The sequence below is a fragment of the Rhizobacter sp. Root1221 genome (assembly GCF_001425785.1).
In the GTDB taxonomy this organism is placed as follows: domain Bacteria; phylum Pseudomonadota; class Gammaproteobacteria; order Burkholderiales; family Burkholderiaceae_C; genus Rhizobacter.
Genome location: NZ_LMDI01000003.1, coordinates 23,234 through 44,608, shown reverse-complemented (window position 1 = coordinate 44,608; position 21,375 = coordinate 23,234). Strand labels below are relative to the sequence as shown.

General features: G+C 63.9%; 28 protein-coding genes. 27 read left to right on the top strand and 1 reads right to left on the bottom strand.

The window, feature by feature from the left end; all coding sequences use genetic code 11:
* Window positions 1-27: 27 nt before the first annotated feature.
* The 19 genes from ASC87_RS03225 (at window position 28) to ASC87_RS03135 (ending at window position 12,502) form a co-directional block, all read left to right on the top strand.
* Complete coding sequence (locus tag ASC87_RS03225) at window positions 28-2,454, top strand: DNA-directed RNA polymerase (protein WP_056656595.1); 2,427 nt, start codon at window positions 28-30, stop codon at window positions 2,452-2,454.
* 99 nt (window positions 2,455-2,553) lie between these two features.
* Window positions 2,554-2,817: a hypothetical protein gene (locus tag ASC87_RS03220; protein ID WP_056656590.1), complete on the top strand. Its 264-nt coding sequence runs from the start codon at window positions 2,554-2,556 to the stop codon at window positions 2,815-2,817.
* Window positions 2,814-3,533, top strand: a complete 720-nt coding sequence (locus ASC87_RS03215; protein ID WP_056656587.1) for a hypothetical protein — start codon at window positions 2,814-2,816, stop codon at window positions 3,531-3,533. The genes ASC87_RS03220 and ASC87_RS03215 overlap by 4 nt, the downstream gene beginning before the upstream one ends.
* Window positions 3,508-3,939, top strand: coding sequence for a hypothetical protein (locus ASC87_RS03210; protein ID WP_056656584.1), 432 nt, complete (start codon window positions 3,508-3,510; stop codon window positions 3,937-3,939). Before ASC87_RS03215 ends, ASC87_RS03210 begins: the two co-directional genes overlap by 26 nt.
* Window positions 3,939-4,382 (top strand): N-acetylmuramoyl-L-alanine amidase, encoded by a 444-nt coding sequence (locus ASC87_RS03205; RefSeq protein ID WP_056656581.1) that lies wholly within the window; start codon window positions 3,939-3,941, stop codon window positions 4,380-4,382. Before ASC87_RS03210 ends, ASC87_RS03205 begins: the two co-directional genes overlap by 1 nt.
* Entirely contained in the window at window positions 4,379-4,612 is a 234-nt protein-coding gene (locus tag ASC87_RS03200; RefSeq protein WP_056656578.1) for a hypothetical protein, read from the top strand. The genes ASC87_RS03205 and ASC87_RS03200 overlap by 4 nt, the downstream gene beginning before the upstream one ends.
* A 112-nt stretch (window positions 4,613-4,724) precedes the next feature.
* Complete coding sequence (locus ASC87_RS03195) at window positions 4,725-5,111, top strand: helix-turn-helix domain-containing protein (protein WP_056656574.1); 387 nt, start codon at window positions 4,725-4,727, stop codon at window positions 5,109-5,111.
* 13 nt (window positions 5,112-5,124) lie between these two features.
* Window positions 5,125-5,322, top strand: coding sequence for a hypothetical protein (locus ASC87_RS03190; RefSeq protein ID WP_056656571.1), 198 nt, complete (start codon window positions 5,125-5,127; stop codon window positions 5,320-5,322).
* Window positions 5,322-5,501, top strand: a complete 180-nt coding sequence (locus ASC87_RS03185) for a hypothetical protein (RefSeq protein ID WP_056656568.1) — start codon at window positions 5,322-5,324, stop codon at window positions 5,499-5,501. The genes ASC87_RS03190 and ASC87_RS03185 overlap by 1 nt, the downstream gene beginning before the upstream one ends.
* A 152-nt stretch (window positions 5,502-5,653) precedes the next feature.
* On the top strand, window positions 5,654-7,144 hold the full coding sequence (locus ASC87_RS03180; RefSeq protein WP_200954289.1) for a toprim domain-containing protein: 1,491 nt from the start codon (window positions 5,654-5,656) through the stop codon (window positions 7,142-7,144).
* Between the two features lies 1 nt (window position 7,145).
* The gene (locus ASC87_RS03175) at window positions 7,146-7,343 is read left to right on the top strand and encodes a hypothetical protein (RefSeq protein WP_056656564.1); all 198 of its coding nucleotides are present in this window, start codon (window positions 7,146-7,148) and stop codon (window positions 7,341-7,343) included.
* On the top strand, window positions 7,343-7,549 hold the full coding sequence (locus ASC87_RS03170; protein ID WP_056656561.1) for a hypothetical protein: 207 nt from the start codon (window positions 7,343-7,345) through the stop codon (window positions 7,547-7,549). The genes ASC87_RS03175 and ASC87_RS03170 overlap by 1 nt, the downstream gene beginning before the upstream one ends.
* Window positions 7,550-7,599: 50 nt before the next feature.
* Window positions 7,600-9,579, top strand: coding sequence for a DNA polymerase (locus ASC87_RS03165; RefSeq protein WP_056656558.1), 1,980 nt, complete (start codon window positions 7,600-7,602; stop codon window positions 9,577-9,579).
* A 13-nt stretch (window positions 9,580-9,592) separates the two neighbouring features.
* Window positions 9,593-9,787 (top strand): hypothetical protein, encoded by a 195-nt coding sequence (locus tag ASC87_RS03160; RefSeq protein WP_200954287.1) that lies wholly within the window; start codon window positions 9,593-9,595, stop codon window positions 9,785-9,787.
* Window positions 9,784-10,296 (top strand): hypothetical protein, encoded by a 513-nt coding sequence (locus ASC87_RS03155; RefSeq protein WP_056656552.1) that lies wholly within the window; start codon window positions 9,784-9,786, stop codon window positions 10,294-10,296. Before ASC87_RS03160 ends, ASC87_RS03155 begins: the two co-directional genes overlap by 4 nt.
* Window positions 10,293-10,823: a hypothetical protein gene (locus ASC87_RS03150; protein WP_056656549.1), complete on the top strand. Its 531-nt coding sequence runs from the start codon at window positions 10,293-10,295 to the stop codon at window positions 10,821-10,823. The genes ASC87_RS03155 and ASC87_RS03150 overlap by 4 nt, the downstream gene beginning before the upstream one ends.
* On the top strand, window positions 10,820-11,623 hold the full coding sequence (locus ASC87_RS03145; protein ID WP_056656546.1) for a hypothetical protein: 804 nt from the start codon (window positions 10,820-10,822) through the stop codon (window positions 11,621-11,623). Before ASC87_RS03150 ends, ASC87_RS03145 begins: the two co-directional genes overlap by 4 nt.
* Window positions 11,611-11,916 (top strand): hypothetical protein, encoded by a 306-nt coding sequence (locus ASC87_RS03140; RefSeq protein WP_056656543.1) that lies wholly within the window; start codon window positions 11,611-11,613, stop codon window positions 11,914-11,916. Before ASC87_RS03145 ends, ASC87_RS03140 begins: the two co-directional genes overlap by 13 nt.
* Before the next feature lie 163 nt (window positions 11,917-12,079).
* Window positions 12,080-12,502 carry a dATP/dGTP diphosphohydrolase domain-containing protein gene (locus ASC87_RS03135; protein WP_056656540.1) on the top strand — a complete coding sequence of 141 codons (423 nt, stop codon included), beginning with the start codon at window positions 12,080-12,082 and terminating at the stop codon, window positions 12,500-12,502.
* Here ASC87_RS03135 and ASC87_RS30525 read toward each other — a convergent pair.
* Entirely contained in the window at window positions 12,499-13,224 is a 726-nt protein-coding gene (locus ASC87_RS30525) for a DUF4145 domain-containing protein (RefSeq protein ID WP_082568348.1), read from the bottom strand. The genes ASC87_RS03135 and ASC87_RS30525 overlap by 4 nt on opposite strands.
* A gap of 364 nt (window positions 13,225-13,588) precedes the next feature.
* On the opposite strand from ASC87_RS30525, the gene ASC87_RS03125 reads away from it, so the two are divergent.
* The 8 genes from ASC87_RS03125 to ASC87_RS03090 all read left to right on the top strand — a co-directional run bounded on the left by ASC87_RS03125 (window position 13,589) and on the right by ASC87_RS03090 (window position 21,372).
* Entirely contained in the window at window positions 13,589-15,148 is a 1,560-nt protein-coding gene (locus ASC87_RS03125; protein WP_056656535.1) for a portal protein, read from the top strand.
* Window positions 15,145-15,366 carry a hypothetical protein gene (locus ASC87_RS03120; RefSeq protein ID WP_056656532.1) on the top strand — a complete coding sequence of 74 codons (222 nt, stop codon included), beginning with the start codon at window positions 15,145-15,147 and terminating at the stop codon, window positions 15,364-15,366. Before ASC87_RS03125 ends, ASC87_RS03120 begins: the two co-directional genes overlap by 4 nt.
* A 53-nt stretch (window positions 15,367-15,419) precedes the next feature.
* On the top strand, window positions 15,420-16,193 hold the full coding sequence (locus tag ASC87_RS03115) for a hypothetical protein (protein ID WP_162255125.1): 774 nt from the start codon (window positions 15,420-15,422) through the stop codon (window positions 16,191-16,193).
* 263 nt (window positions 16,194-16,456) lie between these two features.
* The gene (locus tag ASC87_RS03110; RefSeq protein ID WP_056656526.1) at window positions 16,457-17,398 is read left to right on the top strand and encodes a hypothetical protein; all 942 of its coding nucleotides are present in this window, start codon (window positions 16,457-16,459) and stop codon (window positions 17,396-17,398) included.
* 75 nt (window positions 17,399-17,473) lie between these two features.
* The gene (locus tag ASC87_RS03105) at window positions 17,474-18,067 is read left to right on the top strand and encodes a hypothetical protein (RefSeq protein ID WP_056656523.1); all 594 of its coding nucleotides are present in this window, start codon (window positions 17,474-17,476) and stop codon (window positions 18,065-18,067) included.
* Window positions 18,064-20,439 (top strand): hypothetical protein, encoded by a 2,376-nt coding sequence (locus ASC87_RS03100; RefSeq protein WP_056656520.1) that lies wholly within the window; start codon window positions 18,064-18,066, stop codon window positions 20,437-20,439. Before ASC87_RS03105 ends, ASC87_RS03100 begins: the two co-directional genes overlap by 4 nt.
* A complete protein-coding gene (locus ASC87_RS03095) occupies window positions 20,436-20,858 on the top strand; it encodes a hypothetical protein (RefSeq protein ID WP_056656517.1) in 423 nt (140 codons plus the stop codon). Before ASC87_RS03100 ends, ASC87_RS03095 begins: the two co-directional genes overlap by 4 nt.
* Window positions 20,824-21,372: a hypothetical protein gene (locus tag ASC87_RS03090; RefSeq protein ID WP_157603814.1), complete on the top strand. Its 549-nt coding sequence runs from the start codon at window positions 20,824-20,826 to the stop codon at window positions 21,370-21,372. The genes ASC87_RS03095 and ASC87_RS03090 overlap by 35 nt, the downstream gene beginning before the upstream one ends.
* Window positions 21,373-21,375: the final 3 nt, after the last annotated feature.

Below are 21,375 nucleotides of genomic sequence, written 5' to 3'. Positions count from 1 at the left end.
CTTCCAGCAACACCACAAGAGAGCAACATGAACCTGTCCTTGACCGCTCGCATCGAAGCCCAGCACGAGCTGGAGAACCTGTCCGTTGAAATGGGCATCGCCCGCTACCGCAAGGCGTTGGAGGATGGCGGCGACACCGCTGTGCCTGCCGGCCAGCAGCTCATGAAGGCTGCCCTCAAGCCAATGGAGGAAGCTCTGGCCGCGTGGCTGGAGAAGACGGGTCAGGGCCTCGCTGCACGCAGCGCGAGCCTGTACCACTTCATCAACCAGCTCGACGTGGCAGCGTGCGCGTGGCTGACCGCACAGGGCGCCCTTGGGCAGCTCGCGGACCGTCCCCCGATGGGTCGCGTTGCGCTGTCCCTGGCAATGTCCCTGGAGGGCCACCTGAACATCGACGCCATCCTCAAGGCCAACCCGAAGCTCGGCGCGAAGATGGTCAAGCGCATGGCCGGTATGTCCGCTGACCGGAACAAGGCCCTGTTCATCCGAAAGGGTGGCGAGCTGGCCGACGTGAAGGTGGTGCAGTGGGACGATGGTGTTCGCACCCGGGTGGGCTCGCTGCTGCTGATGATGTTCGCAGAGAGCACGGGCCTCGTGGCTGTCGAAACGGTCGCCATCGGCAAGGGGAAGACGCAGACTGTGGTCCGCCCCACCGAGTCCTGCCGGATGTGGTTGGAGGAGTCGCACGCGCGCTGCGAGCTGCTCAACCCGGTCCGCATGCCGATGGTGTGCCCGCCCCGCGACTGGACGAACCCGTTCAACGGCGGCTTCCTGTCGCACCGCCTGCGCCAGCCGCTCGTGAAGACTCGCAACAAGGGCTACCTGACGGAACTGAAGGAGTGGGACATGCCATGGGTCTACGCGAGCGTGAACGCGCTCCAGGCGACCGAGTGGTCCATCAACCCGGACACCTTCGCGGTGGCCCGCATGCTCTGGGAAAACAACCGTGCGGACGCCGGTCTGCCCAGCCGCGAGAAGGTCGAACTGCCGTCCCGGTCCTGGGCCGAGGGTGAGGAGCCCAACCGTGAGGTGTTGCACGCGTGGAAGGTGGAGGCTGCGAAGGTCTGGGAGCTGAACGCCAAGACCGAATCCAAGCGCCGCCAGGTAGTGGACAAGCTCTGGATGGCCGAGTTGATGATGGAGAAGGGCAACCGCTTCCATTACGTCTACAACCTCGACTGGCGCGGACGGATGTACCCGGTGGGCCCGTCACTCACGCCACAGGGCGATGACCTCGCCAAGGGCCTCCTGCGGTTCACGAAGGGGCACCCACTGGGAGAGGAGGGTGCCTACTGGCTCGCCATCCACGGGGCCAACAGCTTCGGCGTGGACAAGGTCAGCTTCCAGGAACGCATCGATTGGGTGGAGGCGCATGCCGATGACATCCTCGATTCGGCCAATCGTCCCGGATCAGCAACATTCTGGATGGAGGCCGACAGCCCGTTCGTTTTCCTGGCCTTCTGCCACGAGTGGGCGCGGCTCCAGTCGCACGTCGATGCAGGCGGAGCAGAAGGGGAGTTCGAGAGCCACATTGCGGTCGCCTTCGATGGCAGTTGCAACGGGCTCCAGAACTTCAGCGCGATGCTGCGCGACGAGGTTGGTGGCGCTGCGACCGGCCTGATGCCCAACCACAAGCCAGCCGACATCTACAGCGAGGTAGCACGGGCTGCCCAGGTCATCATCGACCGGGACGCGGCAGACCCCGAGTCGGAGAACCATGAGGTAGCCCAGCGCTGGGTCGGGAAGATGTCCCGCAAGCACGCCAAGCGCAACACCATGACGGTCCCTTACGGGGTCACCCGCCGTGGCATGCGCGACCAGCTGTTCGGCGAGCTGAAGGAGAGCGAAGCGCAGCACCGGTCCATCGACGCCAGCTACCTCGCCGCGTGCAACTACGAGGCCATCGGCAACGTGGTGGTGGCCGCTCGACGGGCGATGGACTGGCTCCGCGAGGCGGCCAAGGTGGCTGCGTCCAACGATCTGCCGGTGCGCTGGGTGACCCCGGCCGGCTTCCTGGCGGTGCAGGACTACCGGCAGGACGTGGGCGAGGAGATGGACTTCGTCGTGCTGGGGCGCCGCCTCCGCTTCCACATCGTCAAGGATGGCGACAAGCTGAACACGCGCAAGCAGTCCCTGGGCATCAGCCCGAACTTCGTCCACAGCCTGGACGCGGCTCACCTGATGCGCACGGTGCTGTTCTGTGCCGAGGACGGTATGAAGGACTTCGCCATGATCCACGACAGCTACGGGGTGCACGCAGGCCTCGCGGCTCAGCTCCGGGACAACCTACGGGAGGCGTTCGTCGCCCAATACAGCGACCCGGTCCTCGAACAGTTCAGGGACCAACTGGCCGAGCAGCTGCCCGAGGAGTTGCGACAGGAACTCCCCGAGCTGCCCCCGATGGGCACCCTGGAGCTGGCTCAAGTGAGGCAGTCCGAGTATTTCTTCGCCTAATGATCCCGTAAACGGGACGGTTGCTGATGCGAGGTGGTGCCTAAACCCCACCCCTCGCTAAACCAACCAGACGCAAACCAGAAAGGAACCAATGCGCTGATGAACCGCGACCAACTCAACATGGTCCCCGCCCATTCCACGATCCAGACTGCCTACGCTGCCCTCAGCGGGGCGCAGGACAGCCCGGCCGCAATGCAGGTCATGGGCATCGCCGTCCTCTTCCACGAGGTCTGCAGCAGCCTGCAACTGGACCCGAGCGAGATGCTCGACAAGGCCCGCCGGGTTCGCCGGCACGCCGAGGACCATTACTCCATCGAGCTTCGTGCTCTCTCCCAGTACATCGAACAGGAATTCCGCAAGTGACGACGAACAAGAAGACCTTCGCCAAGGTGATGACCGACCCGGGCACCCTCGTGTACCCGAAGCTCAACGCCCCTGACACCAAGTTCAAGGCTGAGGGCGAGTACCAGGGCAAGGTTCGCCTGGACGCCGAGGCCAGCGCCAAACTCATCAAGCAGTTCGAGGCCGAGCTGAAGAAGTACTGGCCCATCGCCCAGGCCGAGCTGGAGCAGAAGGTCTCGGACGCCAAGACCGGGCCCGAGAAGGCCAAGGCGAAGAAGGCCCTGGCTGAGATGAAGGAAGCCGACAAGCCCTTCAAGCCGGCCTACGACGATGACGGCAACGAGACCGACGAGTTCGAGTTCAACTTCAAGATGCCCGCCAGCTTCAAGTCCTCGAAGGACGGCAAGGTGGTCACCATGAAGCCGGACATCTTCGACGCGAAGGGCGCCCTGTTGAAGAACCCGCCGGAAATCTGGGGCGGCACAACGGCGTGCGTGGCTGGCGAACTGCGTCCGTTCAGCATGCCCATCGGGGTCGGCCTCTCGCTGCGCCTGAAGGCCGTGCAGATCATCGAACTGCGCAGCAGCGGCGGTGGTGACCGCAGTGCCGGCAGCTACGGCTTCGGTGCCCGCGAGGACGGCTACGAGGGCGACAGCGAGGCCACCTCGGGTGGCTTCGAAGACCGCTCGGGTGGCAGCGACACGGGTTCGGATGGCCCGAACCACGAGGACTTCTAAGTCCCTCGGCATCGCACACGGCTATCGCAGCGGGCTGGAGGAGCAGGTTGCTCGCCAGCTCGCCGCTGCCGGTGTGGATGCTGCCTACGAGGCGTCCAAGATCGAGTACGTGAAGCCTGAGAAGAGGGCCAAGTACACGCCGGACTGGGTTCTCCCCAGCGGCATCGTCATCGAGACGAAAGGTCGGTTCCTCACCGATGACCGCCAGAAGCACCTGCTGATCCAGAAGCAGCATCCGCACCTCGACATCCGGTTCGTGTTCAGCAACAGCCGAGCACGCATCAGCAAGACCTCCCCAACGACCTACGCCATGTGGTGCGAGAAGAACGGCTTCAAGTACGCCGACAAGTTCATCCCGCCTGCGTGGCTCACCGAGACCCCCATGAAGAAGAACGAGGCCAGCTGATGGCCGGACCGAAACCACTGACCGAGGTGAAGTTCATCGCGGTCCACTGCTCGGCAACTCCTGGCAACCGAGACATCGGCGCCAAGGAACTCGACCGCATGCACCGCGACCGTGGCTTCCGCTGCATCGGCTATCACTACGTGATCCGCCGTGATGGCACGGTCGAGAAGGGCCGCCCCGACAACCAGCCGGGCGCCCATGTCGAGGACTGGAACCACTGCTCTCTGGGCATCTGCCTGGTTGGTGGCGTGGACGCCAAGCTCAAGCCCGAACCCAACTTCACGCCGGCCCAGATGGACGGCCTGAACCAACTGCTCACGAAGCTGGAGGAGGACCACCCGTTGGCGGTCATCCAGGGCCATCGTGACTTCTCCCATGTCAACAAGGCGTGCCCTAGCTTCGACGTGAAGCATTGGCTCGCAACCGGAACCCTCAAGCCGTGAACATCATCCTGTCGTTCGTCCGCTCCTTCATAGCTCCCACCGTCGAGTCCATCACGGCGCCCCTCACGAAGACCGTGAAGCGCCTGGAGGCGCATGCCGACCGCGAAGCGCAGCGTTCCGAGACCCAGGAGGAGGGCGCCCAGCTGTTGCTCGATGCGTCCGACAAGGCCGCTGCGGAATCTCTCCGTGCCCAGGCTACGGCGAAGCGCATCAAGGCGCTCGTGGGCTAAACCCCACCCCTCGCTAAACCTCCCAAGTCCTTCTTAGGCGACCCACGTCCTGCCCCTCACGGGGCGGGCTGGCTACTCACGTCCAACGTTCCCTCATCAAGGAATTTCCCACATGACCACCCAAGTCAATCGCGTCCGTGCTCACCTCGAAGCGGGCAAGTCCATCACCCCGCTCTCGGCCCACGGGGTCTACAGCATTTCCCGCCTCTCGTCGGTCATCGAAGACCTTCGCAACGAAGGCATGGAAATCGACACGGTCCTGAAGTACGACGAGATGGGCAAGCAGTACGGCGAGTACCGCGAGCGCCGCCCCATCGGGGTCCACGACCTGGTGCAGATCAAGCGCGGCTACGGCATCGGCCTCCCGCATTGGGTTCGCAAGCTCAAGTCCGCCCGCGTCATCGGCAAGAACCGTGACGCCTCCCTGGTCCGCTTCATCCGAGGCAAGAACATCGATGACGTGTGGGTCAACGACCGCGAACTCGTCAACGCCGACTGAACAGGAGACCCACATGAACGAAAAGCAAGCTCGCTTCACGACCATGGCCGCTGCGTTCTACACGGCCGCCATCACCAACCCGGAAAGCCGCGTGTGCCGCCGTGTCGGCCGCGCCATCGAGCGCAACGCCGGCCTCGTCCTGGAGCGAGGTACGGACGCGAAGGTGTCCTTCCGCACGGCCGAGAAGCTGAAGAAGGACGGGGTCCTCTGATGGAGTTCATCCTCGTCCTATACATCTACGCCGGCATGTTCGCCAAAGGTGACAGCGTCACCGTCCAGGCGGTCCCGGGATTCACCTCCGAGGCGGCGTGTAAGGCCGCTGGCAAGGCAGCCGAACCGCTCGTGGCAGGTAGCGCGAAGGAACTCCGCTTCATCTGCCTCAAGAAGTGACCGACGAGTCCCACTTCACGCACAAGGAGCCATGCCCCGCGTGCGGGTCGAGGGACAACCTCGCTCGCTATACGGACGGCCACGGTTTCTGCTTCGGCTGCGACCACTACGAGCCTGCTGACGGCTCTGTTCCCACGAAAAGGAGGCCCACTGTGGCTCAAGACTTCACGCCCTTGACGGGCGAGGTCGAGGCGCTGCGGGCTCGCGGCATCAGCGAGGAAACCTGCCAGCACTTCGGCTACCGAATCGGCGTTCGCAATGGTAAGAAGGTCCACATCGCCCCGTACTACAAGGACGGCGAACTGGTCGCGCAGCACACCCGGGATGCGGAGAAGAACTTTGCCTGGGTTGGTGACGCCAAGGGCTTCGCCTTCGAGCTGTTCGGCCAACACCTGTGGCGCGACGGAGGCAAGAAGGTGGTCATCACCGAGGGCGAGATTGACGCCATGTCGGTCTCGCAGCTGCAGGGCAACAAGTGGCCTGTGGTGAGCATCCCCTCGGGCACCGGCTCGGCCGAGAAGGCCATCCGCGCCAACATCGAGTGGCTCGGCAAGTTCGATGAAGTGGTCCTGATGTTCGACAACGACGAGCCTGGCCGTGAGGCCCGCGATGATGTCGCCCCGCTGTTCGCTCCGGGGAAGTGCAAGGTGGCCTCGCTGCCCCTGAAGGACCCCAACGACATGCTCAAGGCGGGCAGGGGGTCCGAGGTCATCGACGCCATCTGGGCCGCCAAGGTGTACCGCCCTGACGGCATCCGGTCCATTGACGACCTGGCCGAGGCCGCCGAGGTGGACCCTGAAGTGGGCCTGTCGTGGTGGCTCGATGTCCTCACGGAGCTGACCTACGGTCGTCGCGAGGGCGAGTGCTACGCCTTCGGTGCGGGCACCGGCATCGGGAAGACCGACTGGTTCACGCAGTCCATCGCCTTCGACGTGATGAAGCTCGGCCTGGCCGTGGGTGTGCTCTACCTGGAGCAGCCCCCGGTCGAGACGCTGCGCCGCATCGCTGGCAAGGTGGACGGCAAGGTCCTGCATGTGCCCGGCAAGGCGACCCGTGAGGAGCGCCGCGAGGCAATCGGGAAGCTGCGCGACACCGGCCGCATCCACTTCTACGACAGCTTCGGGTCCACGGACTGGGAAGTCGTGAAGGGGAAGATTCGGTACATGGCCGTTGGCCTGGGCTGCAAGTGCATCTACCTCGACCACCTCACCGCCCTCGTGGCTCAGGAGGAGGACGAGCGCAAGGCACTCGACAAGCTCATGGCAGAGCTGGCCGCGCTGGCCTTGGAGCTGAAGGTCATGCTGCACTTCATCTCCCACCTGACGCGCCCCAAGGACGGGCCGTCACACGAGGAGGGCGGCCGGGTGAAGCAGGCGCAGTTCCGTGGCTCCAACGCCATCGGGATGTGGGCGCACTTCATGTTCGGCTTGGAGCGCAACACCCAAGGCGAGGAAGCGGCCGACCGCATCACGACCTTCCGAGTCCTCAAGGACCGCAACACCGGTCAAGCCACTGGCAAGACCATCCCGCTCGACTACGACCCAGCAACGGGCCTGCTGTTCAAGGCAGACCTTAGTGCGCTCGAACCGCCCCTTTTCTCGGACCGTTCCGGTTCGGCAACCAAACATCACGAGGAGTTCTGACATGGATCGCAATTCGTTCCAAGCCCAGCGCGGCATTCCCGGCTTCATCGCCAGCCACTACCCGGCCATCCCGGTGACCTGGCCGAACCGTGCGGTGCGCCGTGCCGTGAAGCATGGCTGCGAGTCGCGGGTGCCGCAGGAGTGGCGCTCACTGTTCTCTCTGCAGCCGCAGTTCCGCGCTGCAGTCAAGGCGCTGTGATGAAGGACGTTGCAGGCCAAGAGCTGGCGGTCGGTGACTCGGTCGCCATCGCTGTCACCGGCTACCGAACGATGACCGTCGGGCGCATCACGCGGTTCACGCCGAAGGGCATGAAGGTCGTCTTCAAAAAGCCCTGGGGCAGCTACGGCGAGGAGGAGACCTTCCGCGACCCGCAGATGGTCGCCAAGGTCCCGTCCCCCACCTGACCCACATCAACTACTAGAGCCCCGTCATCGGAGGCGGGAGAGTTCCATTGTTGACACCCATCGCCAAGGCGGTGCGGCTGCTTCTCACGCACGCCGTCACCTTCGACCTTGAAACGGATGGACTGCTGGACGAAGTCAGCGTCATCCACGTTCTGGTCATCAAGGACCGTACCACCGGGATCATCCACCGGTTCAACAACCAGCCAGGAGGTCGCCCGATTGCCGAGGGCCTTGCGATCCTCGCTGATCCCAGCACGCTGGTTGTTGCCCACAACGGCACGGGGTACGACTGCCTGGTCCTGAAGAAACTCCACGGACTTGACATTCCGTGGTGGCGACAGCGCGACACGATGGTTCTCTCCCGCTTGGTGTGGCCGCACCTCAAGCAGGTTGACCTGGACCGCCGGAAGAAGAAGTCCGGCGCGTCCTTTCCGGGCCAGCTCATCGGCAGCGTCAGCCTCGAAGCTTGGGGGCACCGCCTTGGTGAGCACAAGGGTGACTACGCGGGTGACCCCCTGCTGGTCGAGCGTCTGATGGCCGAGGGGGTGCCCGAGAAGGACGCCCGCAAGACTGCCTACGCCCGCCGCTGGGAGCGCTGGAACCAGTCCATGGAGGACTACTGCGTCCAGGACGTGGTGGTCACGGACAAGCTGTACGACCGCATCCTGTCGAAGGAACCGAGCGAGACCTCGGTGCTCATCGAGACCCAGGTCCAGCACATCATCGTCCGCCAAGAGGCCCACGGCTTCCTGCTCGATGAGAAGAAGGCGGTCCAGCTCTACACCACCTTGGTGAAGCGGAAGCTGGAACTCGAGGCCGAGGTGCATGCGGTGTTCAAGCCGATGTTCCTGCGGTTCGAGAAGCCGTTCACCCCAGCCCGCGACAACAAGGGCATGGGCTACGTGGCCGGCGCCCCGTTCCAGAAGCTGAAGCTCACCGACTTCAACCTGTCCTCGCGTGACCACATCTCGCATTGGCTGAAGGTGATGTACGGCTGGGAGCCCGTCGAGTTCACGAGCGACGGCAAGCCCAAGGTGGACGACGAGGTCATCTCGGCGCTGCCCTACGCGGAAGCGAAGCCCCTGAAGGAGTACTTCATGGTGGTGAAGCGAATCGCGCAGATTGCCGAGGGCAACGAGGCGTGGCTCAAGCACGTCAGGAAAGATGGGCGCGTCCACGGCCGGGTCAACACGAACGGCGCCGTCACGGGCCGCATGACGCACTCCAAGCCGAACATGGCTCAGGTCCCCTCTGGCAAGAGCGAGTATGGCAACGAGTGTCGCGAGTGCTGGATCGTCCCGGTGGGCAAGAAGCTGGTCGGTGCGGACGCCGATGCGTTGGAGCTGCGTGACCTCGCCGGGTACATGGCGATCTACGACGGCGGCGCCTACATCAAGACCGTGCTGGAGGGGGACAAGTCCAAGGGCACGGACATGCACTCGGTGAACTGCATGGCCCTCGGCCTGCCGGTCAAGGAGTACGTGTTCGGCACCGAGACCGGCAGGGATGTGGCGAAGACCTGGTTCTACGCGTTCATCTACGGCTCGGGCGACGAGAACCTCGGATGGATCGTCCTTCGCAAGAAGGGCGCCCAGGCCAAGAAGAAGGGCGCTGCTCTGCGCAAAGCCTTCCTGGCGAACCTGCCCGCGATGGGCAAGTTGGTCCAGCACGTTCAGGCCCGGGCCAAGGAACGCGGGTTCCTCAAGGGAATTGACGGGCGGCTGCTTCCAGTCCGCTCGATGCACTCCGCGCTCAACACGCTCCTCCAGTCGGCTGGCGCGATCCAGATGAAGAAGGCTCTGTGCCTCCTTGACGAATCCCTCCAAGAGGCCGGGCTCATTCCCGGAACGCACTACGAGTTCGTGGCGAACGTACACGACGAGTGGCAAATCGAGGTCGATGATGACAAAGCTGAAATGGTTGGCCGCATGGCTGTCCAATCTATCCGGGACGCTGGTTCCTTTTTCAACTTCCGATGTCCCCTCGACGGGGCATTCGACGTTGGCAACAACTGGTCCGAAACTCACTGACGAGATGGAGGAGATGGTGGCGAACGTCGTGTCGCTCGCTCATTACGACCGCCTCTCCATTCAAGGCGACTTCGCCCGGAAGTTCGCAACGGAACTGTCGGCTGCCGCATCGCTCGGCCTGGTGAGCACTGAGACCCCCGAAGGTTTCGGCCGCGTGTGGCGTGCCACCGCCAAGGGCATCCTCTGGCTTGAAGGGGCCGACCTGTGACGGGTTGGCTCCGCGCCATTCCGTACCTCGTCGCTGCCCTCGCCGTCGCCTCGGCCGTCTACCTGATCCGCGAGTCGGGGGTGGACGCCGAGGCCGCACGGCGCGACCTGAAGGAATCGAAGGCCACGGTCACGCAGCTGACCACCGACCTTGCCGCCTCGAAGCTCCAGCTCAAGGACTTCGAGGGAAGCGTCCAGGCCACCGCTGCCATCGCTGAGGGCTACCGCGCGCAAGCCCAACGCATCCGCACCGTCACGAAGGAAATCATCCGTGAAGTTCCCGTTCGCATCCCTGCTGATGCTTGCCCTCTGCCTGTCGAGTGGCGCGTGCTCCACGACGCCGCCGCAGATGGCGAAACCCCTGATCCCACCACCTCCCCCGGAGCTGATGGCGGACCCGTTGCCCCTCAAGACGCTGCCGAAACGGTTGTCGAGAACTACGGGCAGTACCACGACCTCGCCGAGCGCCACCGCGCCCTCCAACGCTACGTCACCGAGCAACTGAAATGACGACTCTCCAAGTGGGCCTCGACGCCCTCAAGACGGTGCAGGCCGTGTTCCCCAACGCCATCCTCGCAGGTGGCTTCCTGCGTGACCTCCTTCTGGACCGCACGCCGAAGGACATCGACATCTTCGTGCCGCACACGGGGTGTTTCCAACCCGGCACCTTGCAGCTCGTTCCGATGATGGGCGCTGCCGAGTACATGGAGCAGACTGAGGTCTCCTACATCTGGGATGTGCCGGGCTTCGAGCTGCCGGTGCAGGTCATCATGCTTTGCCCAGGGCTTGACCCGGTGGACCGAGCCAAGGCGCACGACTTCGGCATCTGCCAGGTCTGGAATGACGGCGCTGGTCTGGAGTGGACTCCTGCGTTCGACAAGGACTGGTCGAACCGTACCTTCACCCTCGACCACTGCGAGGACCAGAAGGAGTTCGACCGTTCGATGCGCCGCTATGAACGGCTGCAGGAGAAGTTCGCTGGCTTCCCGTTGGTGATCCCGCCGCAGTTCGAGAGCTTCCTCCCTCCGCCCCTGTGAGCATCACGCTGCTGCTGGACGCTGACATCGTCGCGTTCCAGCTGGCTGCCACGCACCAGCGCACCTACCGGTTTCCCGGGATGGAGGCGCCGTGTGTGGCGGCCGACGACTTCGAGACCCTCCCGCTTCGCATCGACGCGGAGGTCTCCAAGCTGACCCAGGCGGTGAAGGCGGACCACGTCATCGTGTGCCTGTCGTGCCCCACCGAGGAGAACTGGCGCCTCAAGGTGCTGCCCAGCTACAAGGGCCACCGCGACTACAGCCAACGCCCGGTGCACCTCAAGGCCGTCAAGGACTACCTCGAAGCCAACTACCCGAGCTACCGGCGGGACACGCTGGAGGCGGACGACATCATGGGCATCCTGTCCACGATGAAGGGGCTCCCGAAGAACTTTCTCGCGGAGCACCCCCAGATTCCGGCGACCAGCCAGAAGGTCATCGTGTCCGAAGATAAGGACATGAAGACCATCCCGGGCTGGCTGTGGAATCCGAAGAAGGACAAGGCGCCGTGGCTCGTGTGTGAGGACCAGGCGAACTACTGGCACTTCTACCAGACCCTCGTCGGCGACACGACCGATGGCTACAAGGGCCTCCCCGGATGCGGAGAGGCACGGGCCGTGAAGGTTCTCGACTACCCCTCGTGGGATAGCGTCGATGAGCGCTGGCGCCGCGTGGTGGTCGCGTTCGAGGCCAAAGGCCACACCGAAGAAGACGCGCTCGTGCAGGCCCGAGTGGCTCGCATCTGCCGCGCATCCGACTACGACTTCAAGAAAAAGGAAGTGATCCTATGGAAATCCTGAAACGCATCGCCCGTTGGGTGCTCCGCGAAGAACGGGCCACCGTCGAGCAAGCGTTCGTTGCGCTGCAGCAAGCGTTCACTCGCCAGCATGCTGCGGCGACCAGCTACAGCAACGAGCTGGGCCGCATCCGTGCGCGGGTGGGCAAGGCGACCGACTGGGCGAATGAACACCGCCCGAATAGCACGGACCTCCGCGCGGTGACGCAGTTCATCGTGGAGGGGGCGGAAGGTCTGCACGCCAACTGTCGAGGTGTCCATCCGTTCGACCGCTGGGGCGTCTTCCCGAAGCCGTGATGGATGAGATGAAACCGCAGCAGCGAGGCAACGACTGCCTCAACTGCAAACACCACACCTGGAAAGACGGCGTCGCCTGCAACCACCTCTCGCGCCCCGAGCGGCCCGTGACGGTGGTCCGCTGGGCAGCCGGCTGCCCTCAACACGTGACGAAGGAGACCGCATGATCGGCCATCTCGACCATGACTTCCCGACCGGCGTGGTGCCGAGTCGGGTGGACCTGACGAAGCCTGGCCCCGGGCGCAAGGACGACACCGGAAAGCTGGACATCACGCTGCTGTTCGATGACATGCCGAACGCCCTGGAGGCGGTGGTGGAAGTCCTGCAGTGGGCCGTCACGAAGAAGCAGCCGGTGCCCTACGAGCGCGGCTCGTGGCAGGGCGTGGAGCCCTTCCAGGTACGCTACCGGGCCGCTCAGCTGCGGCACATGCTGAATGCGGCGAAGGCCAAGGTCCAGGGTCGTGCGGTCGAGTCGCACCTGGCCCGGGATCACGAGACGGGACTCTTGGAATTGGCCCACATCGCCACCGATGTGCTGTTTCAGCTGGAGATGGCGTGCCGGGATGTCGGCGCATCGGCTGCTTAGGGGTGCTTCGGGGCCGCTCGTGCGACAGATAGCCTCGATGCCATATTTGGAATCTCGTATAGCGACTGAAAGACGTGTTGAACTATTTCAATTGCCAAACGAAGCTCCTCCTTTGATGGTCTCGCAAGGAGGTGGACTGCTTCGTTTCCCATTGACCGATGGTCGTGCAAATACTGTGCATTGGTCGGCGTAAGCAGTCCCCGCTCCTGCAGACCAAAGATCTTGCCTTCTAGGTTGCTCTTTCTTACGGTGTTCCCGTTCTGGAGCGGCACCAAACCGTCGTTTACGCCGAGTTCGGTACAGACGCCTTCCACAAGAGCACGAAGTCCTGCGGCGCAGAGTGTGGCTGAGTCGTTGTTGTAGCAATCGATGACCTCGACGTACAACCTGCGGAGATTGCTGGGCACGTTCTCGAAGGCCGGTGCGGCGAGCGTATCTGCACCTCGCTTGGGGAACAGCTGAACTTCTGAGTCATTGCCCATCGAATCGTCAGAGTACGCCTGCCGGAACGTGACAACGTTACAACCAGCGCAAACAAGTATTTGGTGCGTCAGGTACGCGGAGAACGTGTACTGCTCCTCGCTATCCACAAAAGTGGACGTACTTGTAAACGAGGCTTCGATTAGATGATTTGTGTCTCCCTTACAGGTTATGCACTGCACCTGAATCTTCTTGCCGATGCGTTTCGCGTCTTGCCCGAATGAGTGCTCCGTGTAGCCCATTGTTCTCTCCCGGAAATTTCTTCGGAGTTTGCCTCTACTGCTCACGTGGCGCGCGCGAAGGAATGCACGAAATCGTCAAGCGACTCAACAAGTTGCCTTGCAAGAGGCTGGCGCGCGCGGCTCTAGCCCCCACCCCTCGCTAAACCCGAAAGGGCTCTCACTGATTCTCCAAGGCCTCCATGTGCTCATCCCCGAAAGCTCCGGTGCAGAACACGGTGGCCCCCCCGCCGCCGGCTGAAGCACCCAAGCCGCTCGCCATCCCCAACGACAAGCGAGCCGCAACCAACATGTCCCAGCTGCGCATCAAGGCGCCCGCGAAGTCCCCGGCCACGCCATCCGGACTAGCCATCCCCAAGACTGGCTGATGCAACTGCCGGTCTCCCTGAAGCAGGAATACGAGCGACTGTCCACGGACCGAAGCCCCTACCTGCTCCGGGCAAGGGACGCGTCGAAGTACACCGTTCCCACGTTGCTGCCCCCTGAAGGGCGTACGTCCGGTGGAAAGCTGCGTTCCGGCTACTCGAACTATGGCGCCCGGTGCGTCAACTCGCTGGCCTCGAAGCTACTCCTCGCCATCCTCCCGGCACGCCAGTCGTTCTTCCGCCTCCAGGTGGGGGACAACATCCTGGCGCAGCTTGGCGGCCCTCAGGTGCGTGCCGATGTCGAGCGTGCCCTGGCCGACTACGAGGCCATCATCCAGTCCGACATCGAGGAGACGCCCACGCGGACCCCGGTCGGCGAGGGCGTGAAGCATCTCCTGGTCGCCGGCAACGTCCTGACGTACATGCTCCCGGAAGGGGGCGTGAAGTGCTACCCGCTGCACTCCTACGTGTGCCAGCGTGATGACTCGGGCAACGTCCTTCGCACCATCGCGGAAGACCGCGTGTCCCCGATGACCCTCCCGGAATCCATTCGTGGAGCCGTCAAGGCACGCCTACTGGAGCGGGCAGGGCAGCACGGCCACCCGGACAAGACCGTCACCGTCTACACGGGCGTCTTCCGTAACGGCAACCACTGGCGGGTCTGGCAAGAGGTCGAAGGGATCAATGTCCCCGAGTCCGATGGCTCCTATCCGCTGGATGCCAGTCCCTGGATGCCGCTGCGCTGGACCCCGGTCAGTGGCGAGAGCTACGGACGTGGACTGGTCGAAGACTACCTCGGCTACTTCATCAGCCTGGAGGCGCTCACTGCCGCGCTCGTGAAGGGCACTGCTGTGGCCGCCAAGGTCGTCTACCTGCGCAACCCGAACGGCGTAACCAAGGCTTCCGCCCTGACACGCTCGGAGACAGGGGACGTGATTGACGGTAAGCCGGACGATGTCCACGCCCTCCAATCGGAGAAAACCCAGGACTTCCGCACGGCGCGCGAGATGATCAACGACCTGAAGGAGGAGCTGGCCTACGCCTTCGCTCTGAACCAGGCCATCCAGCGCAACGCAGAGCGCGTGACTGCGGAGGAAATCCGCTACATGGCGCAGGAGCTGGACTCGCTCCTCGGTGGCAACTACTCGACCCTGTCGCAGGAGTTCCAGCGTCCCTTCCTGCGCCGCAAGATGCTGGAGCTGGAGAAGGCCGGCAAGCTGCCTGCGTTGCCGAAGAAGGCGCTCCGTCCGGTCATCGTGACTGGCTTGGATGCCCTCGGCCGTGGCGCCGAGCTGGACAACCTCCGTGCCCTCGTGAAGGACATCGTGGACCTCGGCGGGCCCCAAGCCCTGGAGACCTACGTGTCCTTCGATGACCTCCTGAAGCGCCTCACGACCGCACGCGGGGTGAAGGCTGACGGCCTCATCAAGCCGAAGGAAGTGGTCGCCGCTGAACAGCAGCAGAAGCAGCAGCTGGCAATGATGCAGCAGCTCGGCCCCAACGCCATCAACCAAATGGGCCAACTTGCCAAGGCGGGTATGGCTCCTCAAGGAACCCAATGAGCAAGCAAGCAACGGCCACCGAGGCCAAAGAACCCACCGTGGCCGAACTGATGGCCCTCGTCGCTGAACTGCAAGCCAAGGTCAACGGCCAAGCTGTGCCGGTGACGGCCTCCGACTTCGCTGTCGAGGTCGCCCTTGCCGAGAAGGCGGGCTTCAAGCCCCAGGTGGTCCCGTCCCTCCAGAAGGGTGCCAGCCCGGCGCTCCGCACGGACTACTGATGCCCGGCGAGCAGCAAACACAGGCGCCCCAGCTCTCCGAGCATGACGCCCAGATGGTCGCCCTTGTGGATGCCAATGCTGCCGCTGCCCAAGCCGCAGCGAACGGTGGTGCCCCTCAAGGCGCCCCTGCTGGTGAGCAGCAGCCGGTCGTCACGGCGCGCCCCGAGCACGTCCCCGAGAAGTTCTGGGACGCAGCCAAGGGCCAACTGAACACCGAGGCGCTCCTGAAGGCTCACGCCGAGCTGGAGTCCAAGGTGGGCAAGCCTGCCGAGACGCCACCCGAAGGCCAGACACCCGAGCAGAAGGCCGCAGAGGACGCCGTCAAGTCCGCCAAGCTGGACATGGCGACCCTGCAGACCGAGTTCGACTCCAGCGGTGCGCTGTCCGATGGCAGCTACGCAGCCCTCGAAGCGGCCGGCATCCCCAAGGAAGTGGTCAACGCGTACATCGCGGGCCAGCAAGCCCTGGTGGACCAGCACGCGGCGCAAGGCTTCGCCCTCGTTGGCGGCCAGGATTCGTACTCGAAGATGGTCCAGTGGGCCGCCACGAACATGTCGCCGGCCGAGCAGGATGCATTCAACACGTCCGTGGTGGGCACACCTGAGCAGATGTCGCAGGCCATCATGGGCCTGAAGGCTCGCTACGAGGGCTCCATGGGCCGCGACCCGGTGCTCCTGGCGGGCCAGCAAGGTGGCACTCCTGCCTCCGAGGCTGGGTTCGCCAGCCGCGCTCAGGTGACCGAGGCGATGAGCGACCCCCGCTACAGGAAAGACCCGGCGTACCGCGCCATGGTCGAGCGCCGCATCGGCCTCATGGACAACTTCTGATCCAACCGCGAGCTGCATGGGCAGGAACGACCCCTGAAGGTCTGACCGGATACCGCAGTTCGCAACGTCTCCCGGCGCGTCAGCCCGGGTGTTCCCGTTCGTTCCCCTTTCTCTCTCCACGCACGCAACGAAAGCCCGCAGGCCCTCCGAGGAGGACACCCTGATGCGCGACGAACGCCGCTTCGAGAGCAGCAAGTGAGCCCCGCAGGCCGGTCCTCCATGGACGCAAGGCCGTCTCTCACACCCTCTCCAGAAAAAACAAAATGGCAAACGCATCCCCCATCCGTGTCGGTCAAGTCAACGGCGCTGGCATGACCGATGAGATGTTCCTGAAGGTCTTCGGCGGCGAAGTCCTGACGGCGTTCAACACCGAGACCAAGGTGCTGGACAAGCACTTCGTCCGCACCATCCCGAGCGGCAAGAGCGCGAGCTTCCCGGCCACCTGGAAGGTGAACGCTGGCTACCACACGCCCGGTGCCGAAATCGTCGGCCAGTCGAGCAACGTGGCCGAGCGCGTCATCACCATCGATGACCTCCTGCTGTCGGACGTGTTCATCCCGAACATCGATGAAGCGAAGAACCACTACGACTACCGCTCGATCTACTCGACCGAGTGCGGCCACGCCCTGGCGAACAACTGGGACAAGAACGTGCTGCGCGTCGGCGTGCTCGCGGCCCGCGCCTCGGCAACGGTGACCGGCGCGTTCGGTGGCACCTCGCTGACCTCGGCAACCACGCTCTACAAGACGAGCGCGACCGACCTCATCGCCGGCCACTACGCTGCCGCGCAGGTGTTCGATGAAAAGGACATCCCCGAGTCGAAGCGGAAGTACTCGTTCATGAAGCCGGCCCAGTACTGGCTCCTGGCACAGGTGGACAACCTGGTGGACAAGGACGTGAACGGCTCCAACGGCGAGAAGAACAAGGGCAAGGTGTACGAGGTCGCCGGCATCGAGCTGGTGAAGACCAACAACCTCCCGAATGCCGTTGTGAACACCGGTCCGGCCGCCTACCAGGGCGACTTCTCGAAGACCGCTGCCCTCATCAAGACGGCTGACGCAGTCGGCACGCTCAAGCTCCTGGACCTCCAGAACGAGATGGGCTACGACATGCGCCGTCAGGGCACGCTGATCATCAGCAAGTACCTGATGGGTCACGGCATCCTCCGCCCGGAGTGCTCGGTCGAGCTGAAGACCACGGCCTGATAGGCCAACCCCAAGGCCCCCTCTGGAACCCCCAGCAGGGGGCCTATTTTTTCGCCCGCAACGGGACCCCATCGCATGACCGCTACGACCCTGACCTCCGAGCTGGAGGCTGTCAACATCATGCTGGAGGCATGCGACGAGGCCCCTGTGACCTCGCTCGTGCAGTCCGGCATCTACCCTCTAGACCGCGCCAAGGGAATCCTCTCGGAGACTTCCCGGGTGGTGCAGTCGCTCGGCTGGAAGTTCAACACCGAGTACGAGTTCCCACTCACTCGGGACGAAGCTGGCGCCGTCGCGTTGGCCCCGAACGCCCTCCGTGTGGACGTGGACGCCAAGCACACCAACGTGGACCCGGTGCAGCGCGGCCTGCGGCTGTATGACAGCAAGGCTCACAGCTACGCCTTCACGCAGGACCTCACGGCCACCGTGGTGTTCCTCCTCGGGTGGGACGAGCTGCCGCAGCCGGCCCGCCACTACATCAACATCCGCGCTGCCCGCACGATGCAGGGCCGCAGCTCCGTGAGCGACTCCACCTACCGCTACTCGGCGGACGACGAGCAGGCCGCCTTTCTGGCCCTGAACGACCACGAGGCGGAGGTCGGTGATCACAACATGCTGCGCGACTCCTGGTCCGTGGGCAGCGTGGTCTACGGCCGAGAGATGCAATGAGCCTTCTGACCCGCTCGTTCCCCGGCCTGTTCGGCGGGGTGTCGCAACAGATTCCGGCCATGCGCCATGCCACCCAGTGTGCCGAGCAGGACAACGCACTGGCGACCCTGGTGGACGGCCTCTACAAGCGCCACGGCACGCGCCACGAGTTCACCCTGGACTCCACCCACGAGTCCATGTCTGTGCAGGGCGCCAATGGGGTAGGCACAGTCCACACGTTCAAGCAGGCCGGCGAGCTTTACAAGCTGCTGCTGGTGAACGGCGACCTGATGCTGTACTCGATGAAGACGGGCGCGTCCCAGATGGTCGAGTTCCCCTCGGGGAAGTCATACCTCAGCGTGGTGGACGCCGAACGGGACTTCCGTTGCGTGTCAGTGGCCGACTACACCTTCGTCGTGAACCGCCGCAAGGAGGTGTCCATGCTGGAGGCGACGACCTCATCAAACCCCACCAACGTCGGGTACGTCTACGTGAAGACCTCGGTGCCGAAGCACTACTTCAACGTCACGGTCAACATGAAGTCGGTGTCCGTGTACTCCGGCGACTCGCCGACGAACGCGGTCATCGCCAACGCGCTTGCGGCGCAGATCAACGCGGCTGACCCCACCTTCAACGCCTACGTGCTTGCGAACTCCAACATCGTGAAGGTGGCCCTGCCGGTCGGGGTCCCCATGCAGATGGTGGTGTCGGACACCTGGGGAAATCAGTGCCTCTCTGCGCTGCACCTGGGCGTAGACACCTTCGCGCAACTGCCAGGGCACTTCGAGTCCGGCTACGTCATTTCGGTGAACGGCACGGCGGACTCCACCGAGGACTCTTACTACGTGCGTTGGGACGCTCAACAGGCCCGGTGGATCGAGGCCCCCAAGCCCGGCATCCGGACGACCCTCGACGGGGGCACCATGCCCCATCAGCTGTACCCCAAGGGGGACGGCACCTGGGTGTTCGAGCGGCGCAACGATTGGGGCAAGCGCGAGTCCGGCGACGAGAGCAGCAATCCCGACCCGTCGTTCGTTGGTACGAGCATCAACGGCACCTTCTTCTTCCGGAACCGACTTGGCTTCCTGGCCGGGGACTCAGTGATCCTTTCTCGGGCGGGAGCCTACTTCAACTTCTTTTCGACGACCGCCACTCAGGTGCTCGACACCGACCCCATTGACCTGGGCTCAACGTCCGAGGAAGTGGAAAGCCTGGAGTGGGCTGTGGCGTACAACAAGACGCTGCTGGTCTGGGCCAATGGCAAGCGCCAGTTCGTGCTATCGGCTGGGGACATCCTCTCTCCGTCCACCGCCCAGCTCCAGCCATCGACGACGTTCGAGTGCGACTCGACGGTACGCCCCTTGAGCCTCGGCAACCGAGTGATGTTCATGGCCCGGCTCGGGAGCAACTCTCAGGTGAACCTCTACAAGGTCTCGGAGGACACCGTGACGAATACGGCCGAGGACCTCACCGAGCACTGCCCGAAGTACGTCCCGGCCAGCCCGCGCTCGGTGACCGCTTCGACAACGTTGAAGGCCGCTGTCGTGGTTCCCTATGGGACTACACAGGACCTGTTCATCTTCCAGTACGCCACGAACGACGCGGACCAGATGACGCAGAAGGCGTGGTGCCGCGTTGTCTTCAACGACCCGGGCACTTCACGAATCCTGTCGGCTCATTGGGAGTCCCGCAAGCTCTACCTGATGAAGCACGTCGTGGTAACGGGCGACCCGATGCCCGGTGGCCGCTACGTCATCGAGACATTGGACTTCGAGGAGCAGGCGACGGACAGCCAAGCCGACTTCGCCCTGCGCCTCGATCATCGAACGCTCGCCCCAGCCGAGTTCACCGGCTCAGCCACGCGGCTGGCGGTTCCCTACATCGCCCAGGGCGGACTGACGGTCGTCAAATGCGTCTCCGGCGCAGAACCCGTTGAGCTGACTCCCACGGCGTACCTCATTGACTCGGTCAACAAGCGGACCCTCGTGGACGTGCAAGGCAACCACCAGGGTGCCACGGTCTACGTCGGGCGAAAGTTCAACATGCGCTACACGTTCACGGAGGTCTTCATGAGAGACCAGCAGGGCGTCCCTGTGATGCACGCGGCTGTGAAACTCGCCAGGGTCATGGTGCGCTATGTCGGAACCGGCTGGTTCAATGCAAAAGTGACACCCGCCCTGCGGCAGACCTACACCTACCCCTTCAGCGGGCGCACCGTTGGGCAACCGGGGCAGGGGGCATCGGAGTTGGCCCTCAGCAGCGGTGACTTCAGCATTCCGGTCCAAGCCAAGGCTGCGGGCACAGCCGTCACCATCGAGAGCGACAGTTGGTTTCCCTGCAAGTTCCCCTACGCCGAGTGGGTGGGGGACGTGACGATGAAGGCATCGCGTTGATCCGTGCCTCCAAAGCGCGGCCCGAGGATGCGTTCGAGTTGCAGCTCCGGGAGGAGGACTCGAAGGAGGTTTCCCCTGGGTGGCGGGAAGGGCTCGCGGTAGCGATCCTAACGGGCGAAGGCGTGGCCTACCGTGACGAGCAGGGCACTCTCGTGGCCCTTTTCGGAGTGACGGCCTTCGAGCAAGAGGTGTCCCCCTGGCTCCTCTGTTCGCCCATCGTCCAACGCCATCAAGCAACCGTGTGGCGACGCGCTAAGCACCTCGTGAAGCAGCTCAAGCAGACCTCTGCTGGACGGCTGGTCTTCAACTACATCCCCAAGGACAGCCACCGCAACCGCGCGTTCGTGCTGGCCCTGGGGTTCCGCATCCTGCCGTCGCCACGCGATGGCTTCGACCTTTTCTACCTACCCCATGTGTGAACCAACAACCATTGCATTGCTGGTCATTGCGGCTGCGTCCGCTGCTCATGCCCATGAGACTACCCGGCGCACAGCGAACATCACCAAGGATGGCCTGAAGCGTGAAGAGGACCTCCAGCAGGCCGACCTGGCGCGGCAACGTGACCAGCAGTTCGCAGCTGACGCGGCTGAGACCAACGCGCACGCGAAGCAGGCGGCCAAGGAGTCAGCCTTGTTCGATGTCGTGGCTGGCGAGTACGGAGGCGGCAACTCGGTTGACCGAGCCCGAACCATCGGCTCCATCAACACCGGCGAGCAGCTCGCCACCCTGGCGAACAACTCCCAGACCGGGATGCGCGAGAACAGCTTCCGGTCGTTCTCGTTAGCCGAGCAGGCGACCAGTCGGCTGAACTCCATCCAGATGCCATCGAAGGTGGGAACCGGCTTGCAGATCGTGAGCGCCGGTATCTCTGCGTACTCGACTCAGCAAGCCAACCAGACCCGCATGAGGTCGGCACAGCAACCCAGGAAGTAATCC

Coding starts and splice junctions, on each gene's coding strand:
- ASC87_RS03225 (WP_056656595.1), top strand. CDS start 28: ATGAACCTGTCCTTGACCGCTCGCATCGAAGCCCAGCACGAGCTGGAG.
- ASC87_RS03205 (WP_056656581.1), top strand. CDS start 3,939: ATGGCCGGACCGAAACCACTGACCGAGGTGAAGTTCATCGCGGTCCAC.
- ASC87_RS03090 (WP_157603814.1), top strand. CDS start 20,824: ATGGCTTCGACCTTTTCTACCTACCCCATGTGTGAACCAACAACCATT.
- ASC87_RS03195 (WP_056656574.1), top strand. CDS start 4,725: ATGACCACCCAAGTCAATCGCGTCCGTGCTCACCTCGAAGCGGGCAAG.
- ASC87_RS03140 (WP_056656543.1), top strand. CDS start 11,611: ATGGAAATCCTGAAACGCATCGCCCGTTGGGTGCTCCGCGAAGAACGG.
- ASC87_RS03115 (WP_162255125.1), top strand. CDS start 15,420: ATGGTCGCCCTTGTGGATGCCAATGCTGCCGCTGCCCAAGCCGCAGCG.
- ASC87_RS03160 (WP_200954287.1), top strand. CDS start 9,593: ATGGTGGCGAACGTCGTGTCGCTCGCTCATTACGACCGCCTCTCCATT.
- ASC87_RS03190 (WP_056656571.1), top strand. CDS start 5,125: ATGAACGAAAAGCAAGCTCGCTTCACGACCATGGCCGCTGCGTTCTAC.
- ASC87_RS03185 (WP_056656568.1), top strand. CDS start 5,322: ATGGAGTTCATCCTCGTCCTATACATCTACGCCGGCATGTTCGCCAAA.
- ASC87_RS30525 (WP_082568348.1), bottom strand. CDS start 13,224: ATGGGCTACACGGAGCACTCATTCGGGCAAGACGCGAAACGCATCGGC.
- ASC87_RS03100 (WP_056656520.1), top strand. CDS start 18,064: ATGAGCCTTCTGACCCGCTCGTTCCCCGGCCTGTTCGGCGGGGTGTCG.
- ASC87_RS03120 (WP_056656532.1), top strand. CDS start 15,145: ATGAGCAAGCAAGCAACGGCCACCGAGGCCAAAGAACCCACCGTGGCC.
- ASC87_RS03110 (WP_056656526.1), top strand. CDS start 16,457: ATGGCAAACGCATCCCCCATCCGTGTCGGTCAAGTCAACGGCGCTGGC.
- ASC87_RS03150 (WP_056656549.1), top strand. CDS start 10,293: ATGACGACTCTCCAAGTGGGCCTCGACGCCCTCAAGACGGTGCAGGCC.
- ASC87_RS03125 (WP_056656535.1), top strand. CDS start 13,589: ATGCAACTGCCGGTCTCCCTGAAGCAGGAATACGAGCGACTGTCCACG.
- ASC87_RS03175 (WP_056656564.1), top strand. CDS start 7,146: ATGGATCGCAATTCGTTCCAAGCCCAGCGCGGCATTCCCGGCTTCATC.
- ASC87_RS03220 (WP_056656590.1), top strand. CDS start 2,554: ATGAACCGCGACCAACTCAACATGGTCCCCGCCCATTCCACGATCCAG.
- ASC87_RS03135 (WP_056656540.1), top strand. CDS start 12,080: ATGATCGGCCATCTCGACCATGACTTCCCGACCGGCGTGGTGCCGAGT.
- ASC87_RS03170 (WP_056656561.1), top strand. CDS start 7,343: ATGAAGGACGTTGCAGGCCAAGAGCTGGCGGTCGGTGACTCGGTCGCC.
- ASC87_RS03105 (WP_056656523.1), top strand. CDS start 17,474: ATGACCGCTACGACCCTGACCTCCGAGCTGGAGGCTGTCAACATCATG.
- ASC87_RS03210 (WP_056656584.1), top strand. CDS start 3,508: ATGGCCCGAACCACGAGGACTTCTAAGTCCCTCGGCATCGCACACGGC.